Genomic DNA, 14,212 nt, shown 5'->3' on the forward strand with positions numbered 1-14,212 from the left:
TCCTTGTGGGTGAATTGAGGTGAAAATGTGTGGTTTACGGTTACAACAATTGGGAGCCGAGGCTTAAAATCACCGGCACCAATCCCAGGACTATGAAGGCTGGGAGGAAACACACTGCCAGCGGCAGCGCGATGAATACCCCGGCGCGCTCTGCCCGAGCGGTGGCATGAGCTGTGGCTTCCGCCCGCAAGGTTTCGACTAGGCGATGACAGCCCGCGGCAATCGCCGCACCCGATTCCCCGGAAAGCTCCAGTAATCCGGCGAGATCTTCGAGTTGCGGCTGTGCGCGCAGCACGTCCACGGCAGCGGCCAGCGGAGCGCCCACGCCCAGCAGCGTCGCCGCTTCCTTCCAGGCAACGCACGCGCTTGTCGACGCCACGCCTGCCAAGGCCTCACGTACCGACAGCCCTGCCTCCACGCAGGCGGCGAAGAGCTCTAGGTCGGCGGCCACATCGAGTGGTGCCGACTGTTTTCCGGGGCCATCCCGCGGAGTCTTGGGCCGTACGAGCCGACGCAGCGGTGCGCTCGTGGGAATGCACAGTGCAAGAGCCAGGCAAAGATAAGTCAGCATGCCGTCGCGCTCCTTAAGATGTAGCGCGACCACGCAAACCCGCCGCAGGCCAGGCCAACCCCGATGACGAGAAGAAGGCCACCAAGTCCGCCTCCTAAAAGCAGCCCCAGCGAATCTGCGCCCATCGCGCCTCCCATGGCGATGCCGGCCAGCGGCAGACATGCCAGGATAAGCGCGGTGGCCTGCGGACCTTGCAGAGAAGACTCCGTGGATTGCGCATGCCGGCGGGCCGCATCCAACTGGGATTGGGCTTGCTCCACCAGCCCCGCCAGCGCCACGCCGTGCAAAGAAGAGAGCCGAATGACGTGGCCTAGCCGCACCACCGCCGGTTCCGTGGCCGCAACGAGCGGACCGTGGATGGCCCCACCGTGGGCGGCCATGCCTGCCGCAGTGCGCAGCGGCACGAGCACGGTGGCGGGGCAATCCGCAGGTAGCGCTTCCACGCCACGCTTTAGGGCACCGGCCGTCGTAGCACCGGCCCGCAGATCCGCAGAGACTGTGCCCAGGAACGTGGCGAGTTCTTTGCGGGCGCGCCGGGCCCTCCGCGCGGAGTTGATATCCCGCAGGTACCACACCGCGCAGGCAACGACGCAGAGCACTGCGAGGGCGACGCTTAAGCGGCCAAAGGCATAAAAGCACAGCCCACCACAAAAGACGATTGGCCCAATCAAAAGCGTCGGGATACGCTTGCGCCCTTCCGTTTGATGCAAGCGCCGTGCTGCGGATGGTTGCGCTAAAAGCGCAGCTAAAGCCAGAAAAATAAAAGTCATTGCGCCACCCCTAAGCGCTCAGCAAACTCGCTAAAGCCTTCCCCCGGCCCGGTGTCGGCGCTCCAGATAAGCTGCGGCCGTACCGGATTGCCTTCCAGCACCCCAATGTGTGCCAGGCGCCTTCCCTCAGGCCCTCTTTCCATCGCCAGGACCACATGCACTGCGGCGGCCAGTTGGGAGTGCAACGCCGCCCTGTCCAGCCCACCCAGTGCGGCGAGTGCCTCCATGCGAGCTGGCACCTCCCACACGGAGTTGGCATGCAACGTTCCTGCTCCGCCATCGTGACCAGTGTTTAATGCGGCGAGCAGGTCCACGACCTCCGCACCACGAATCTCACCGACCACGATGCGGTCGGGGCGCATACGCAAAGACTGCTGCAGCAACTTAGCCATCGTTATTTCACCGCGGCCTTCTGCATTAGCGCGCCGGGATACTAAAGTCACCACATGCGGATGCAGCGGCGCCAACTCCGCGGTGTCTTCGATGACAAGGATGCGCTCATTCTTAGGCACCGTGCCCAGCAGCGCCGACAATAAAGTGGTCTTTCCCGCACCGGTGCCGCCAATGACGAGAAAGGAAGCATGTTTTTCCACGATGGCCCGCAGCAGCGGCTCCACCTCTTTCGCGATACTCCCGCTGGCAACAAGCTGCTCCAGGCTCGTCTGCGCCTGGCGTAGCACGCGCAAGCTGATGCACGTCCCGCCAGCCGAAGGCGGTGCCAACAAAGCATGCAGGCGCAACGCAGTGCCATCCCCACGGGCAAGCCGACCATCGGCAAAAGGCTGCGCATCATCGAGGCGCACGCCTGCTACTGCGGCCAGGCGCGTGGCCAGCTGGCGGACTTCGGCATCATCGACAAAAGAAACTGGCGTGGGTTCTAGCCCATTGCCTCGGTCGATAAAGCAACTGCGCGGGCCGTTAACCACGACGTCGCTAAGCCCGGGCTGCGCCAGGATCGGCTCGAGGACTCCCAGGCCCAGGGAATCATGCCGCAGGCGACGCAGCAGATCCAGCACGTCTGCATCGCTGATAACGCCTGCCTCCTGACGAATCCGGCGCGCGAGCGCCGTAGTGTCAGCCACCAACTCAGGCGACGCTGCCACAATCGTGCGCAACCTATCCAAGAGATTTATCTCGCTCATCCCCGCACCGCCGCTCATGCCAGGGCCTCGCTGACAACGTTTTCGGCAGCCACCCGCAGCCCGCGTGGCAGCCGCCGTAGGCCACCCGTATCAGCAGCTTTGGTAAGACCCCGGAGCGTGGGAATTTCCGCAATCGGATCGCGGTGAACAATTTTGGCGATGTCTTCCTTCGAAAGGCCTGACCACTGCCTGTAGCGCACCACTACACTGCATTTTTGTTGTTTGGCTTCCAGCTCCGCCACGAGCTTGGCGCATGCGGCAGTCGGGCGCACCTCAGCAGCCGTTAGGATTACGACATGCTCGCAGGCCTGTGGGATTTCAAGGGGCGAGCAATCGAAAACTGCCCCGGCTGGGTGCATCGCGGCAGCCTGAAAAATAGCCTCCCGGCGCGCCGGCTTAATACTCGGCTGGCCTGAATGGGCACTCCGCGCAGCAGCCAAAATTCCCAGTTCGCCTACTCGCGGCAACGCGCGATGTAGATCCACTGCGTTTACGCTTCCGCTACCTGCCGCAAGATCCGGCCAACGCGCTCCCGGCTCCTCCTCGATTCCTGCCAGTAGGTCAAGCCCACCGGAGTAAGAGGTGGCGTCGATAAGCAGTCCAGCCCCTGCCACGCTCGCCACGGCATAAGCAAAAGTCGAAGTTCCTACTCCCCCTGCCGCGCCAACTATGGCCAACGCGAAGTTATTGCCGCTTGTCTGCTGCGGCCGGACTCGATCCGCCAAAGCGCTCAAAAGCTGTTTCGATTCCGCCGGAATGATAAAAGCCTCGGCGCTGCGGCACTTCATGGCGGCCTCATAATCAATGGGTCCTGGATCTGCTGCTACGAAAAGCACTGGTGCCCTACTGTGGCTAGCGACTAATTCCGCGGTGAGCTTATCCGCAACGATGACCGTGGCTTTCGGCAGGTACCGCGCGAAGTCACGCGGGTCCTCAACCGCAGTAACCTGCGCGCTCGTCGCCGCTGCCGCGGCAATTACTTCCACCCGCAGCGCGGAATCTCCCACTGCGATAGCGATGCTGGCGTCGTATGAACTCATGCCTCAAGCATTGGCGAAGCGATATCCCCAGCACTAGAGGCAATTTTGCGGCTGTGGATAACTCGCCGGTTTTAAAGCCCCTATCGCGACTCAAGATGACGTATCAGCTAAAAACTGTGGAAATAGTGCGGTCAGTACTTTCCTGAACGCGTGGTTTCTAGGGCATCCCGCCTGTAAATAGATGATGACCCGCGCCTCGGGGGGGGGTGTGCGCGGGTCATCGGTAACCCGGCATCGGGGGGGGTGAGCCGGGGCAGGCCGCACTGTATATCGGGGCCTTGCAAGGCTCATTATGACATGTAAGAGACAGGTTGACAACAGCAGCAATCCAGCATGTTTCCTGCATTTGTTAGCTTGCACCGATCCTCTTGCCGCAGCCACGCAACACCTTTAACATTGGCCACAACATGAATGATGCACCCAGCCACCACCGCAGCGGCGAGGCCCCCGTAAACCAGGCCGCCGATTGCGCACGCGTGGCTGCATTCTTCGATCTAGACAAGACCATCATCGCCACCTCTTCTGCTTTCGCCTTTGGCAAAGAGTTCATGCACAACGGGCTCATTACCCCAGCGGAGGCGCTGCAGATGTCGATTGCAAAAGCAAGCTACATGTTCGCGGGGCACTCCAGCCAGCAGATGGACGCCACTCGCGATCAACTAGCCGCAATGATCGCCGGTTGGTCCGTCGCGGAGGTACACAGCATCGCCAAAGCGACCATGCACAACGTGGTCACGCCCGCCATCTACGCAGAGGCCCGAGAACTCATCGATTTCCACCAAGCAGCCGGCCACGAGGTAATCATCATCTCAGCTTCGGCTGCCACGCTCGTGCGCCCCATCGCTGAAGAGCTAGGCATCGAGCGCGTAGTCGCTACTGAGCTAGAAGAGGTGGACGGCAAGTTCACCGGAAAGATTCTGCACTACTGCAAGGGCGCAGCAAAAGCTCAAGCCATTGCGGACTTCGCTGCGGAATTAGATATCGACCTGGATAGCTCTTTTGCCTATTCTGATTCCGCCACCGATATCCCGATGCTGGCTCTGGTTGGCCACCCAGTGGCGGTCAACCCCGATCGCCACATGAAAAAGCATGCCCTGGAACATGGCTGGGATATCCGCACCTTCAAGGATCCGGTTCCGCTTTTTACGATGCCCGGCGCGAAAGAAGTAGGCATTGGTTCCGCCGTCGTCGCTGGCATCGCAGCGGTTGTGGCCGCAGGGCTCTGGCTCAACCAGCACCCGGATTTTCTGCGTACCCCAAAGTCCAGCGCCTAGTGCCAGCTTCTAGGCCGAGCGCGCGATTCCATCCGCCTCCACGCCTCCGGCAGCCCAGGCTGCAAGCAAAAACTCCAATGCGGGCCCGGGATTTTCCGAATATTCTCCTATGGCCTGCCAATACTGCGAGCTATGGCGGTTGTAATAGGTCTCCGGTACGGCGAAGCCACGCGGATCGAATCCGCTATGGATGGCTGCCAGGCGTGCGGCAACCATTCCAATTAGGTTGCTGCGTGGGCCAAATACCTCATAAGCCGCAATTTCCGCGTGCACCACGACGGGCAGCAGGCGGTCGAAGGCAACACCGCTTCCTCCACTTACAAGACGAGAAAGGGCTTGTACGCGTGCTGCTTGTGCGCTGTTTGGCATTCCCGTGCCGCCGGCCGCGACGTCGAGACGCGCAAGCACCTGCAACGGGGCACGGGCAAAGGTGCGCACTGTGGTTGCCTGAACCTCCGGGGCCAAGAGACTATAGGCACTAATGGAATTGGCCAACGGCCCTTCCATTGCGTCTTCAGTAGTTAGATCGGGCGCAACATTGGGCGAAATTTTGAGCCCCTCTACAAAGACCGCAGCACGTGCACCCCGCATCGCCGATTCCGCAGAAATGACATCAAATTTCCGTAATCCAGCCGGACGGCGGTGCGCGCGAGAAATTTTCTCGACCGCACGCGCGGCTGAATTTTCCACACCGGGTAAAGCAAAGAGCGGGGCCAACGGGTCTTTTTCTGCCATATCCTCTAGAATAGACCTGTGCGGCCACTGCGATTCCTCACACACTCAGCTGTCGGGTTTCATTACTATGGCCAATAACTGTGGCCAATACAGATTTAGACAAACGCTAGGAGTATTTAACCGTGAGCAACGACGGACTATTCACTGACGGTGCGAACCAGTTCGCCCCAAAGGTCAACGCTATCCCGCTTAGCGACGCCGATAGCTCGAAGCGCGGCGAGGCTTCCGTTGGCCAACTGGTCTCCAACGCTACCGAGCAGATGTCTCAGCTTGTCCGCTCCGAGGTCGAGCTCGCCAAGACTGAGCTGGCTCAGTCCGCTAAGAAGGGCGGCATCGGTGCTGGCATGTTCGGCGTTGCCGGAACCGTTGCGCTTTACAGCTCTTTCTTCTTTTTCTTCTTCCTCGCCGAGCTGCTTGACAAGTGGCTCGACCGTTGGGCCGCATTCCTGATCGTCTTCCTCATCATGCTGGTGATCGCAGCCGTCGTTGGCTTCATCGGCTTTAAGAACATCAAGAAGGTCAAGGCACCTGAGAAGACCATCGAGTCCACCAAGGAACTAAAGAAGCTGGTTCCAGGCAAGGCTTCCAAGTCCGTCGAGCGCGGTTTGTACACCTAAAGCTTCTACCTTGAGACTTTTCTTCGCTTAGTCCGCCCGAGCTTGCTTTTACTCGGGCGGGTTTAGCATTTAATAGGCGAGTTTGCTTTTCGCCTCCTCCCCCGTCTCTCCCGCCCCTTCTTGCCACAAGCTGCCTTATCTGGTGAAAGGAACCACATCTCATGGCCCAGACTCCAGCGCCCTTGTCGCCCTCGGTGGTTGAGCTAGACGGACCATTCAAACACGAGTACGTCCATACCCGCGGCATTCGTCTTCACGTTGCAACCGCGGGTTCTCCAAGCGATCCGCTCGTGCTTTTTCTGCACGGCTCTTTCGGCGGCTGGTTCGATTTCAAAGACGCCATCGCCCCTTTGGCCGCACAAGGCTTTCACGTTGCTTCCCTCGACATGCGCGGCTTTGGCCTTTCCGATAAACCGCCGGTCGAGGCAGGCCAAGATATTCGCGCAGTAGTTGGCGATGTTACCGGCGTAATCCAAGCCTTGGGGCACGATGCAGCCTTCTTGGTTGGCGCAGATGCCGGTGGCGCAATTGCCTGGGAGGTAGCTAGCGAGCGCCCAGAACGCACGCTCGGCTTAGTTTCCATCTCTTCTTCCCATCCGGTCGATCTGCGCCGCGCGATGGCGGCACGTCCCTGGGACTTCGGCTGGCTCCTTTTGCGTGCCGCCCTTTGCCGCTTGGGCGGACCACTCAGCCGCCGCAACCCTCTCCTTTATGCCTCAAGCTATGAAAAAGAGCTGGCTCTCAACACCGACGCAAGCTTTTCGCACGACGCACGCAACCAGATTGCACAGCTGCGCATTACCGCCTCACAAATCGGCAATGTGCGCCGCGGCATCTTGTGGAACCACCGCATGCGCACTGCTGTTCCGCCATTAAGCTGGATAGACTCCGCGGTGGAAGCACCCGTTCTTTATCTTCATCCCGCTCAGCAACTGTGGCGCCCGCTTATTCGCCGCGCGAAAAACCGCACCCTTGGCACCTTCCAAGAAATGACCATTCCGCAGACTAAGAATCTGCCGCACATCGAGGCCCCAGGCGTTTTCGTCGAAACCCTTCAGCAATGGCTTGCCCCCTTAAGGGAACAAAATGCGAAATAAGTAACAATTAATACTTTCCGAGCGCCACCCCACAAAGGGGTGGCGTTTTCTTTATGTACTCACACAAAAGGCCAGCTCAGACAATACTATCTGCCGACTTATAGTTTTTATCACACGCTTATAATTTTCAAATCCTTGAATGTGCGCGCAGCCACAGTGTAACTTCAGTTCCAACCTTTTCAAGGTTCATCAATGTTCACTCAAGGCTCGACCTAATTCGGAGGTCTCTCCCCGTTATGACGATCAAAAAGACGTTCGCTGTAGTTTCTGCAGCCTCCCTAACCCTGGCCCTCGCGGCATGCGGTAGCGATAACGGCTCCGCGAACGGTTCCGGCGGCAACTACATCACCGCATGGGGCAGCGAACCCCAGAACCCGCTGATCCCGGCGAACACCAACGAAACCGGCGGCGGCCGCATCGTTGACAGCATCTACTCAGGCCTCGTGTACTACGACGCAGATGGCAAGACGCAGAACGAGATCGCAGAATCCATCGAGCCAAACAAGGACAACACCAAGTTCACCATCAAGCTCAAGAAGACCAACTTCTCCGATGGTTCCCCGGTTACCGCAAAGAACTTCGTTGACGCGTGGAACTACGCGGTGGCAAACGATCAGCTCAACGCTTCCTTCTTCAGCAACATCAAGGGCTTCAAGGAGGGCGTAAAGGAGCTCGAGGGCCTGAAGGTAGAAGACGATTACACCTTCACTGTCGAACTCAACAACCCTGAGCAAGACTTCCCAGCACAGCTGGGTTACTCCGCGTTCTACCCGCTCCACGAGTCCGCCTTCGATGACCTGGAGGCCTTTGGTCAGAACCCGATCAGCAATGGCCCGTACAAGCTCGCCGAGTGGAACCACAACCAGGACGCTACCGTCGTTCCGAACGAGGAGTACAAGGGTGGCCAGAAGGTTGCCAACGACGGCGTTAAGTTCGTCTTCTACACTTCTAACGACGCCGCCTACGCCGATCTGCTCTCCGGCAACCTGGATCTTCTCGACACCGTCCCAGATGCCGCCTTCGACGTCTACGAGTCCGACCTGGGTGAGCGCGCATCCAACCAGCCTTACGCAGGCTTCCAGTCCTTCACCATCGGCGAGAACCTTGAGCATTTCTCCGGCGAAGAGGGCAAGTTACGCCGCCAAGCAATCTCTTACGCAATCAACCGTGACGAGATCACCGAGACCATCTTCAAGGGCACTCGCACTCCTGCCAAGGACTTCACCTCCCCAGTTCTCCCGGGTTACTCCGAGGACATCAAGGGCAACGAAGTCGTGAAGTACGACCCAGAGAAGGCTAAAAAGCTGTGGGCTGAGGCTGACAAGATGAACAAGTGGTCCTCGCCTTCCTTCGAGATCGCCTACAACTCTGACGGTGGCCACAAGAGCTGGGTTGACGCAGTATCCAACTCCATCAAGAACACCCTGGGCATCGAGGCCGTTGGCGCGCCTTACCCGGACTTCAAGTCCCTGCGTGATGAAGTCACCAACCGCACCATCAAGACCGGCTTCCGCACCGGCTGGCAGGCAGACTACCCATCCATGGGTAACTTCTTGGCACCGCTGTACCAGACCGGCGGCTCGTCTAACGACGGCGACTACTCCAACGAAGAGTTCGACAAGCTCCTGGTAGAGGCAGCAAAGTCCAGTTCCCAGGAGGAGGCTAATGCCAAGTACAAGGAGGCTCAGGCAATCCTGTTCGAGGACCTGCCGGCCATCCCACTGTGGTACCCGAACGCCACCGGCGGCTTCTCAGAGGCCGTAAGCAACGCCAAGTTCAGCTGGAAGGGCGTACCGGTCTACTACGAAATCACCAAGGAGTAACCCTCCTTCCGCTCATGGCATTGCTCCGCCTCGGCGCGTTCGAGGCGGAGCAATGCCATGCCCGCCCCCTTTCTCGGTTTGCACATCCCACAGTTTCTGTTACGGACTAGGCCCCGAAAACGCGGTTAGCACCCCTGAACACTACACCCGCTAATAATTCGATAACGCCTGCACATTACACATTGAGCTAGGTCACAAACTACGATTTCCTATAGCCAGACAGGCGACAGATTTTCATAAATGCGTAAGCAGCCTCTGCCACAGCGCAAGTACGTACGGACCCGCCAGGTTCCACGCGGCGTCGGCAAGCGAATGCACACAACTAGTAAAGGACGACACTATGTTGCGCTATATCGGGCGACGAGTGCTCCAGATGATCCCGGTGTTCTTCGGAGCCACCCTGCTCATCTACGCACTGGTTTTCTTGATGCCCGGTGACCCGGTCGAAGCCCTCGGCGGCGACCGCGGCCTCACCGAGGCAGCTCGCGCCAGGATCGAGGCGGAATACAACCTCGACAAGCCATTCATTGTCCAGTACCTGCTCTACATCAAGGGCATCTTCATGCTGGACTTCGGCACGACCTTCTCCGGCGTCCCGGTCACTCAGGTCATGGCTAATGCCTTCCCCGTCACGGTGAAGCTGACGCTCATGGCCATCGTCTTCGAGACGGTCTTCGGCATCCTCTTCGGCGTCATCGCCGGCATGCGCCGCGGCGGATTCTTTGACTCCACCGTCTTGGTCGTGTCCCTATTGGTTATCGCCGTTCCTTCCTTCGTCATTGGCTTCGTCTTCCAGTACCTCATCGGCATTAAATGGCAGCTGTTGCCCGTAACCGTCGGCGCTAAGGCTTCCTTCGAAGCCCTGCTCATGCCAGCCATCGTCCTGGGTGCGCTGTCCCTGGCATACGTCATCCGCCTGACACGTCAGTCTGTGGCCGAAAACCTACGCGCTGACTACGTACGCACCGCGCGCGCAAAAGGTCTTTCCAGCGGGGCTGTTACCCGCCGACACGTGCTGCGCAACTCGCTTATCCCCGTTGCCACCTTCATCGGCGCCGACATCGGTGCGCTGATGACCGGCGCCATCGTCACCGAAGGAATCTTCGGCATCAACGGCGTCGGCGGCACCATGTACCAAGCCATCCTGCGCGGCGAGCCGACCACAATCGTCTCCTTCACCACCGTGCTGGTGATCATCTACATCATCGCCAACCTGCTGGTTGACCTCCTCTACGCAGTACTCGACCCGAGGATCCGCTATGCCTAAACTCGACAAGACCACCCAGTACCCAGGCCAGGAGCACTTCATCTCCGACGTCGACGAGACCGGCCTCGGCGCCGTCGACGCTGTCAAGGATGAATCCGCCCCTTCCTCCCAGTGGGGCGAAGCATGGCGTTACCTGCGCCGCCGCCCATTGTTCTGGGTCGCCGCCGTGATGATCACCTTGGCGATTCTCCTCGCGCTCTTCCCCGGCCTTTTCACCAATACTGACCCGCGTATGTGCGAGCTCTCCAAGTCGCTCGACCCAGCAGAGGCAGGCCACCCATTCGGCTTTAACCGCCAGGGCTGCGATATCTACGCCCGCGTTATCTACGGCGCACGCGCATCCGTGATCGTCGGTGTTTTGACCACCCTCCTCGTGGTCATCATCGGTGCCCTAGTGGGCGCCATAGCCGGCTTCTTCGGCGGTTGGATTGACGCTGTTCTCTCCCGCATCACCGATATCTTCTTCGCCATCCCGCTGGTGTTGGCGGCCATCGTTGTCATGCAGATGTTCAAGGAGCACCGCACCATCATCACTGTGGTTCTCGTACTTGGCTTATTCGGCTGGGTATCCATCGCCCGCATCACCCGCGGTGCCGTTGTATCCATCAAGAACGAGGAATTCGTCCAATCCGCGCGTTCCATCGGTGCTTCCAACGCCCGCATCCTGTTTAGCCACGTCCTGCCGAACGCTGCGGCTCCGATCATTTCTTATGCCACCGTCGCGCTGGGCACCTACATCGTTGCCGAGGCCACGCTGTCCTTCCTCGGCATCGGCCTGCCCTCCACGTTCGTCTCGTGGGGCGGCGACATCTCTGATGCACAGGCCTCCCTGCGCATGAATCCAGCCGTTTTGTTCTACCCGGCAGGCGCTCTGGGCCTGACCGTTCTGAGCTTCATCATGATGGGCGACGTCGTCCGCGACGCCCTCGACCCGAAGGCAAGGAATCGCTAATGAATAAGCCACTTCTTGAAATGAAGGACGTCCACATCTCCTTCGAGTCCTCCACCGGCACCGTCGAGGCAGTACGTGGCGTCAACATGACCATCTACCCAGGCCAGTCCGTGGCAATCGTGGGCGAGTCCGGTTCCGGTAAGTCCACAACCGCGATGTCCATCCTGGGACTTCTGCCGGGCACCGGCAAGGTGACGAAGGGACAAATCCTCTTCGAGGGTGAGGACATCACCCACTACAACGACAAGCAGTTCGAGGCCCTGCGCGGAAACAAGATCGGCTTGGTTCCGCAGGATCCAATGTCCAACTTGAACCCGGTCTGGCGTATCGGCACCCAGGTCGAAGAGTCGCTGAAGGCTAACAACGTGCTGGAGGGCTCCGAGCGCGAAAAGTGCGTCGTGGAGATCCTGGAGGAAGCAGGGCTTCCCGACGCCGCGCGTCGCGCCAAGCAGTATCCACACGAGTTTTCTGGCGGCATGCGCCAGCGCGCACTCATCGGCATCGGCCTGGCTGCGCGCCCAAAGCTGCTGATTGCCGACGAGCCCACCTCGGCGCTGGACGTGACCGTGCAGAAGACCATCCTGGACCACCTGGGTCACCTCGCTGAAGAGCTGGGCAACGCCGTGCTATTTATTACCCACGACTTGGGCTTGGCGGCAGAACGCGCCGAGCACCTCATCGTGATGCACCGCGGCCGCATCGTGGAGTCTGGTCCTTCGCGCGAGATTCTGCGCGATCCGGAGCACCCATATACCCAGCGTCTGGTTACCGCAGCGCCTTCCTTGGCTTCCTCGCGCATCCGCGCTGCCCAAGAGGCAGGCGTGGAAAGCACAGAGCTCAAGGCCGCGGCTTCGCACAGCGCCAACATCGAAGATGAAGCCGTCATCTCCGTGCGCAACCTGAACAAGGAATTCGATATCCGCGGTCAGCGCGGCGAGAAGAAACTGCTCAAGGCAGTCGACGACGTCTCTTTTGATATCCGTCGCGGCACCACCATGGCACTCGTGGGCGAGTCTGGTTCGGGCAAGTCCACCGTGGCAAACATGGTGCTGGGCCTGCTCTCCCCGACCTCCGGCACCATCGAGTTCGAGGGCAAGGACACCTCGAAGCTGTCCAAGAAGGAGCTTTTCCAGCTGCGCCGCAAGATGCAGGTGGTCTTCCAGAACCCATATGGTTCCTTGGATCCGATGTATTCCATCTACAAGTGCATCGAGGAACCACTCGCGCTGCACAAGGTGGGTAACCGCAAAGAGCGCGAGGCCCGCGTTGCAGAGTTGCTCGACATGGTGGCAATGCCGCGTTCTGCGATGCGCCGCTACCCGAACGAGCTTTCCGGTGGTCAGCGTCAGCGTATCGCGATCGCTCGTGCCTTGGCCCTGCACCCAGAGGTCATTGTTCTCGACGAGGCGGTCTCCGCACTCGACGTGCTGGTCCAAGACCAGATCATCAAGCTCTTGGCGCAGCTGCAGTCCGAGCTCAAGCTGTCGTACCTGTTCATCACCCACGACCTAGCCGTGGTGCGTCAGACTGCCGACGACGTCGTGGTTATGCGCAAAGGCAAGGTCATGGAGGCTGGCACCTCCGAGGCCATCTTCAACAACCCGCAAGAGGAATACACCCGCAACCTCATCAACTCGGTTCCGGGTATGCACTTGGAGATTGGCACGGGCAGCAACTTGGGGCTGACCAAAAGCTAGCTAGCAACGCAGCTGCCGGTGTCTGCCGGGCGCCGCAGCTGCGTGATATCGCCGATGTGGCTTTTTACCTCATCGGCAGTAAGCGCGTAACCGGTCTCCGCATCATCCACGGAAGCGCCGAAGACCACGCCCAACACCTGGCCCATGTCATTGACTATCGGGCCACCTGAATTTCCCTGGCGAATGGTGCCGCGCACCGTATAAGCGTCACGCTCGACGCGGCCCTTGGAATAGATATCCGGCCCAGCAATGGTGATGCGCTCGCGCACCCGCGCCATGCCGGCGTCGAACGGCCCGGAGTGCGGGAAGCCCATGACCATCACGTCATCGCCGGTATCGGCCGGCTGTTCAGCCCACTCAAGCGGAGCAATTCCCAGGTTCTTGCTGTGCAGCACAGCAATATCGACGTCCGGGTTGTAATAAACCACCTGCGCTTCGCGCAGCCCCAACACGGTATCGAGGTGCACCTTCTCAGTGCCGGCTACCACGTGGGCGTTAGTGATCACGTAATCATCGGCCGCGACGAAGCCGGAACCCATCAAGCGGCGGGAGCAAACCTCTGCGTCGCCAAGCACGTGAATAATTGATGGACGCAGCTGCTCGACCAGCGCAGGATCGTTCACGTCCTGTGGCGGCGCGGCCACCTCGACGGCTGAGTCGGAAGTCTGCCACGGCGAGACCAGCGGCGGCAGGCCGGATTCATTCAGCATCGCCGCGACGCCATTCGGCAACGCAGCCAGCTGCGTAGGCGCCACCCCATTAAGCGCCGTCAGAATGCGTGATTCGCGCAAGGCCTTGCCTGGGGTACCGCCCACATTGGAGGCCAAGGGCAGCGAAACCAACCAAATCACAAAGATCGCAGCCACTGCCTGGAAGCCGGCACCGATGAAAGAATCCACGCGCTGCTTTTGCCGGGTCCGCATCCTATCGCGCAAGCGCGCGCCGATGCTTGCGCCGATGAGCTGGCCGACGCCCACGAGCAGAACAAGCACGCCGATGGCCAGCAGGAAGCGCAAAGCCGCTTGGTCCGTAAGCTGCATGGCAACGGGAGCCAGCACCGTGCCCAACACAACGCCCGCCACGATGCCCACGAAGGAAAGCACGGCAGAGATAGCTCCTTGGCGCCAGCCCGCCGCCAAGGCGAGCAATACGGCGACCATAATCAGGAGGTCTAGGGCGAGGGTCAGGGTCACGGGAGGAAAATCTTTCTTTATCTATTGTCTAAGA

13 protein-coding genes are annotated in these 14,212 nt (G+C 59.8%); 7 read left to right on the forward strand and 6 right to left on the reverse strand.

Translation table 11 applies throughout. The features are described from left to right. Window positions 1–40: 40 nt before the first annotated feature. The 4 genes from HMPREF3158_RS01385 to ssd are packed head-to-tail and all read right to left on the reverse strand — an operon-like array spanning window position 41 to window position 3,523. Window positions 41–571: a type II secretion system F family protein gene (locus tag HMPREF3158_RS01385; RefSeq protein WP_070497014.1), complete on the reverse strand. Its 531-nt coding sequence runs from the start codon at window positions 569–571 to the stop codon at window positions 41–43. Continuing rightward, a complete protein-coding gene (locus tag HMPREF3158_RS01390) occupies window positions 565–1,341 on the reverse strand; it encodes a type II secretion protein F (protein WP_070497017.1) in 777 nt (258 codons plus the stop codon). The genes HMPREF3158_RS01385 and HMPREF3158_RS01390 overlap by 7 nt, the downstream gene beginning before the upstream one ends. After that, window positions 1,338–2,483, reverse strand: a complete 1,146-nt coding sequence (locus tag HMPREF3158_RS01395; RefSeq protein ID WP_070497020.1) for a TadA family conjugal transfer-associated ATPase — start codon at window positions 2,481–2,483, stop codon at window positions 1,338–1,340. Before HMPREF3158_RS01395 ends, HMPREF3158_RS01390 begins: the two co-directional genes overlap by 4 nt. Window positions 2,484–2,497: 14 nt before the next feature. Continuing rightward, entirely contained in the window at window positions 2,498–3,523 is a 1,026-nt protein-coding gene (ssd, locus tag HMPREF3158_RS01400) for a septum site-determining protein Ssd (RefSeq protein WP_070497023.1), read from the reverse strand. 407 nt (window positions 3,524–3,930) lie between these two features. Here ssd and HMPREF3158_RS01405 point away from each other — a divergent pair, with 407 nt between their 5' ends. Further along, a complete protein-coding gene (locus tag HMPREF3158_RS01405; protein ID WP_070497048.1) occupies window positions 3,931–4,797 on the forward strand; it encodes an HAD family hydrolase in 867 nt (288 codons plus the stop codon). A gap of 9 nt (window positions 4,798–4,806) precedes the next feature. Here HMPREF3158_RS01405 and HMPREF3158_RS01410 read toward each other — a convergent pair whose 3' ends face one another. After that, the gene (locus HMPREF3158_RS01410; RefSeq protein WP_070497026.1) at window positions 4,807–5,532 is read right to left on the reverse strand and encodes an oxidoreductase; all 726 of its coding nucleotides are present in this window, start codon (window positions 5,530–5,532) and stop codon (window positions 4,807–4,809) included. A gap of 122 nt (window positions 5,533–5,654) precedes the next feature. Between HMPREF3158_RS01410 and HMPREF3158_RS01415 the strand changes: the two genes are divergently transcribed. From HMPREF3158_RS01415 to HMPREF3158_RS01440, 6 genes are all read left to right on the forward strand, one after another. Next, window positions 5,655–6,149, forward strand: a complete 495-nt coding sequence (locus HMPREF3158_RS01415; protein ID WP_070497029.1) for a phage holin family protein — start codon at window positions 5,655–5,657, stop codon at window positions 6,147–6,149. Between the two features lie 161 nt (window positions 6,150–6,310). After that, window positions 6,311–7,246: an alpha/beta fold hydrolase gene (locus HMPREF3158_RS01420; protein WP_070497032.1), complete on the forward strand. Its 936-nt coding sequence runs from the start codon at window positions 6,311–6,313 to the stop codon at window positions 7,244–7,246. Between the two features lie 236 nt (window positions 7,247–7,482). Then, entirely contained in the window at window positions 7,483–9,069 is a 1,587-nt protein-coding gene (locus HMPREF3158_RS01425; RefSeq protein WP_070497036.1) for a peptide ABC transporter substrate-binding protein, read from the forward strand. A gap of 340 nt (window positions 9,070–9,409) precedes the next feature. Then, entirely contained in the window at window positions 9,410–10,336 is a 927-nt protein-coding gene (locus HMPREF3158_RS01430) for an ABC transporter permease (protein WP_061920199.1), read from the forward strand. After that, on the forward strand, window positions 10,329–11,288 hold the full coding sequence (locus tag HMPREF3158_RS01435; protein WP_061920197.1) for an ABC transporter permease: 960 nt from the start codon (window positions 10,329–10,331) through the stop codon (window positions 11,286–11,288). Before HMPREF3158_RS01430 ends, HMPREF3158_RS01435 begins: the two co-directional genes overlap by 8 nt. Next, window positions 11,288–12,985: a dipeptide ABC transporter ATP-binding protein gene (locus HMPREF3158_RS01440; protein WP_062036154.1), complete on the forward strand. Its 1,698-nt coding sequence runs from the start codon at window positions 11,288–11,290 to the stop codon at window positions 12,983–12,985. Before HMPREF3158_RS01435 ends, HMPREF3158_RS01440 begins: the two co-directional genes overlap by 1 nt. On the opposite strand, the gene HMPREF3158_RS01445 is transcribed toward HMPREF3158_RS01440, so the two are convergent. Further along, entirely contained in the window at window positions 12,982–14,178 is a 1,197-nt protein-coding gene (locus HMPREF3158_RS01445) for a MarP family serine protease (RefSeq protein WP_141740965.1), read from the reverse strand. The two genes, HMPREF3158_RS01440 and HMPREF3158_RS01445, sit on opposite strands and share 4 nt — an antisense overlap. Between the last annotated feature and the right edge of the window lie 34 nt (window positions 14,179–14,212).

This window comes from Corynebacterium sp. HMSC06G04 (assembly GCF_001807365.1).
In the GTDB taxonomy this organism is placed as follows: Bacteria; Actinomycetota; Actinomycetes; order Mycobacteriales; family Mycobacteriaceae; genus Corynebacterium; species Corynebacterium simulans.

Excerpts from the sequence above, each read along its gene's own strand:
- ssd (WP_070497023.1), bottom strand. The coding sequence starts at position 3,523 with ATGAGTTCATACGACGCCAGCATCGCTATCGCAGTGGGAGATTCCGCG.
- HMPREF3158_RS01430 (WP_061920199.1), top strand. The coding sequence starts at position 9,410 with ATGTTGCGCTATATCGGGCGACGAGTGCTCCAGATGATCCCGGTGTTC.
- HMPREF3158_RS01420 (WP_070497032.1), top strand. The coding sequence starts at position 6,311 with ATGGCCCAGACTCCAGCGCCCTTGTCGCCCTCGGTGGTTGAGCTAGAC.
- HMPREF3158_RS01425 (WP_070497036.1), top strand. The coding sequence starts at position 7,483 with ATGACGATCAAAAAGACGTTCGCTGTAGTTTCTGCAGCCTCCCTAACC.
- HMPREF3158_RS01405 (WP_070497048.1), top strand. The coding sequence starts at position 3,931 with ATGAATGATGCACCCAGCCACCACCGCAGCGGCGAGGCCCCCGTAAAC.
- HMPREF3158_RS01440 (WP_062036154.1), top strand. The coding sequence starts at position 11,288 with ATGAATAAGCCACTTCTTGAAATGAAGGACGTCCACATCTCCTTCGAG.
- HMPREF3158_RS01435 (WP_061920197.1), top strand. The coding sequence starts at position 10,329 with ATGCCTAAACTCGACAAGACCACCCAGTACCCAGGCCAGGAGCACTTC.
- HMPREF3158_RS01390 (WP_070497017.1), bottom strand. The coding sequence starts at position 1,341 with ATGACTTTTATTTTTCTGGCTTTAGCTGCGCTTTTAGCGCAACCATCC.
- HMPREF3158_RS01385 (WP_070497014.1), bottom strand. The coding sequence starts at position 571 with ATGCTGACTTATCTTTGCCTGGCTCTTGCACTGTGCATTCCCACGAGC.
- HMPREF3158_RS01410 (WP_070497026.1), bottom strand. The coding sequence starts at position 5,532 with ATGGCAGAAAAAGACCCGTTGGCCCCGCTCTTTGCTTTACCCGGTGTG.
- HMPREF3158_RS01395 (WP_070497020.1), bottom strand. The coding sequence starts at position 2,483 with ATGAGCGAGATAAATCTCTTGGATAGGTTGCGCACGATTGTGGCAGCG.